A 3,319-nucleotide genomic window follows, 5' to 3' on the forward strand; every position below is an offset into this window, starting at 1 on the left:
ACAAAAACATCAATTATCTATTTTCTAAAAAAACTTACACACTTTTATTGACAAAGCCGACAAACGCCTTTGCAGTCATTTACAAGTTCTTTAAATAAATCTGTAAAATTCGCATCTTTCTTTCCTATGCTGTCAACAAAATTCTTAAGTTGACTTGCAAGCTCTTTCTTGTAATTAGGGTTATACTTGCCTTTTATACCGTATGTCTGCATTATACTTCCGGCAATTCTTAGGTATTCTTTCTCATCAAGTTTTACATTCTTTCCCTGTGCAAGTCCGCTCTTTGCAGTTTGTGCCGCACTTTTATATATTTTCGCTACTGCTATTACAGGATTTTTTTCAACTGCCTTGTCAAAGTCAATTCCCTGCGGTGTGCTTTCATCATCAAGCCAATCATTAATGGTATCATCTGTTGCATACTTTATGTCGGAGGTATCTTCATCTAACTGTACTGCGGATACTTCTCCTTTAGCATTTGCATCACTTGTTCCTCTGATGTTGCTTTCTTTATTATATCCGTAACGGCTAAAATCGCCTTTGGATACAGCTCGCAGTCCTTTTTCAGTTCTTCCCCTAATATATAAATAATCTGTTTGCGAATAGAATCTGACCTTATCTTTTCCCTCACAAGTTTCCTCATATTTGCCGAATTCTTCAAAACTATAGCGGCTTCTTCCATATCGTATTTGTCCATACTTTATATCATCCTTTATACTTTCTGTGTCAAATTCATGACGAGCATTAATTTCAAATACACTGTAAATTTCAGGCTCCTTATATGTTCCTCCAATCAGTACAACCTTATTGTTAATCTCAACAATCCTTGTTCCGTCGGCAAGCACATTATCTGTCCTGCTGTTTAAGTGTCTGTCTAATTCACTGAATTTTTCGTTGAGCAGCTTCATGTCTTCCCTGTTAAACAATCCATATGCCCATCCACGCTTATTATACACCTTGATTTCTTTATCATCAAGAGTTTCAAGGTTATCATACTTTTCACTCTGAATCGTATCATCTGTTGCGTACTTTATGTCGGAGGTATCTTCATCTAACTGTACTGCGGATACTTCTCCTTTAGCATTTGCATCACTTGTTCCTCTGATGTTGCTTTCTTTATTATATCCGTAACGGCTAAAATCGCCTGTGGATATAGCTCTCGCTCCTTTTTCAGTTCTTCCCCTAATATAAGAGTAATCTGTGCTTGAATAGAATCTGACATTTTCTTTTCCCTTATAATTTTCGATAAGTTTGCCGAGTTCTTCAAAACTATAACGGTTTCTTCCATTTCCTGTTTGTCCATATTTTATATCATCCTTTATTCTTTCTGCTTCATATTCATGATAAGCATTAATTTCAAATACACTGTAAATTTCAGGATCATTATATGTTCCGCCAATCGACACAATTTTGTTGTTTATTTCAACAACTCTTGTACCGTCAGCAAGCATATTATCTGTCTTACCGTTTAAGCGTTTGTCTAATTCACTGAATTTTTCATTGAGAAGCTTCATGTCTCCCCTGTTAAACAATCCATATGCCCATCCACGCTTATTATACACCTTGATTTCTTTATCATCAAGAGTTTCAAGGTTATCATATTTAGTAAAATCTTTATCTGTCAAATACCCTGCATCACCGCTATTAGCAAATACAACATCTTTCCTGTCAATGTCCGGACGGATGTTTTTTCTTTGCTCTGCATTGTAATCTCTTCTGGCAGAAACATCTCTTGCTTCTCTTTCACCGGCAGTGTTATAATACATTGCCATTGCTTCTTCATCGCTGTATCCGAGATTTTCCCAATATTCCAAACTGCTGCCGTTTGCAAAATCTTCTATTCTTTGTATTGCGTGCTGAATTTCATGAATTATTATCTCTTTCTGTTCACCAATCGGGCACATCGGATTTAACCTTATCACATTACCTTTTGAACTGTATAATCCACGATTAAGTGAAGAAATCTCATAATAAACATTTACATCCTTTAATTGCGGATACACCTTAAAAAGTTTCGGATGATTTATTACATCACTCAATTTCTGCCATTTTCTCAGTTGAACCATTTTTTCATCAAGGCTGTAATATTCATTTTCCTCTGCTTCCGTAGCCGTATCATTTACAATTTTCCATTCAATTTCGGCGCTTTTTGCTTTCATTTTTGCAAGTTCAATTGCGGCAGCTCTGTTCTTTTCGATATCTGTTTTAAACTCTAATTCGCTGTTATCTATCTCAAATCGCCACTTGCCGTCATATCCCTTAAACCAACCCGTTTCCTTACGGATTTTCTCGGAATCTGTACCGTCCTTTTCAAGCTTCATAGCTTTCTCAAGTGCACTCTTGTCCGCAGTTTCTGCTTTCAATCCTCCCATGCTGTATTTGATATCATTGCTACTTTCGTCATTTTTCGTATTGACATTATTTTCACTTTGAGATATACTGTTAGTGGCACCGAAAGGTATAAAGGCCGTTTTAGAACTCTTAGAAGTTCCAGCGGAGGTTCTTTCGGTGCCTTTTTCTATGTAAATATGATGCACCCAAAATTTATTATTCTGAGGAGATTTTCTCACTGTAATTTTTATATTAGCATTTTTACCATTAATTTTTGTTTCACATACAATATATGCATACTTAATTGAACTGTTATTTCTATGATAATTTTTTTCATCATCTAAAATTAATTTTCCATTTTCAATAAGTTCGGGAATTTTTCGAATTGAAGCTAATTTAGCTAATTTTAAATTCCTACTATAATTAAAATAATTTTTGTTATTAAAAGTTTCTTTAATTCCTTTTTTGTTTATAACAATAACCATTCCACTATCTTTATTAATTACAGTTTTACTTTTTCCACCTTCATCATTGAAAAAGTTTTCTGCATTGAGTGTAGATAATACTTGTTTTTGAACATGCACATAATCATTTATATTTTCAATCTCAAATTTTTTAATCACATCATCACTTATAGAATATTTAATATCAACACCCTTGTCGGTGTTATTTTTCGTATTGACATTATTTTCACTTTGAGATATACTGTTAGTGACGAAGTTGGGGTTTATGTGCGAGCTCCTCTTGCCTTTGGCATTTGAGAGCACGTCGCCGTACCCAACTTCGTTTATTTTATGGCTCTATGTCAATAGTTGGGGTAATCCGAAAAATGAAATAGAGATATTTAACAAGTGGCAGAAAATTAAACTGTCGCTTGTTTTTGCGATTGATAGGCAAACATATGCAAAATACGATTGCGGAAACGCTTAAAGTTTCTGAAGCCATATGCATTGCGCTTTAGCACCTTGATTTTGTTGTTGCAGCCCTCTGT

General features: G+C 34.8%; 2 protein-coding genes. Both read right to left on the reverse strand.

Features of this window, described 5'->3' with window-relative positions:
- Positions 1-44 precede the first annotated feature (44 nt).
- Positions 45-2,813, reverse strand: a complete 2,769-nt coding sequence (locus DXC23_RS12270) for an LPD23 domain-containing protein (RefSeq protein ID WP_347474814.1) — start codon at positions 2,811-2,813, stop codon at positions 45-47.
- Between the two features lie 377 nt (positions 2,814-3,190).
- Positions 3,191-3,319 (reverse strand): transposase (locus tag DXC23_RS12275; RefSeq protein WP_147329146.1); only part of this gene is annotated, 129 nt, incomplete at its 5' end.

This window comes from Eubacterium sp. OM08-24 (assembly GCF_003438075.1).
Taxonomy (GTDB): Bacteria; Bacillota; Clostridia; order Oscillospirales; family Acutalibacteraceae; genus Ruminococcoides.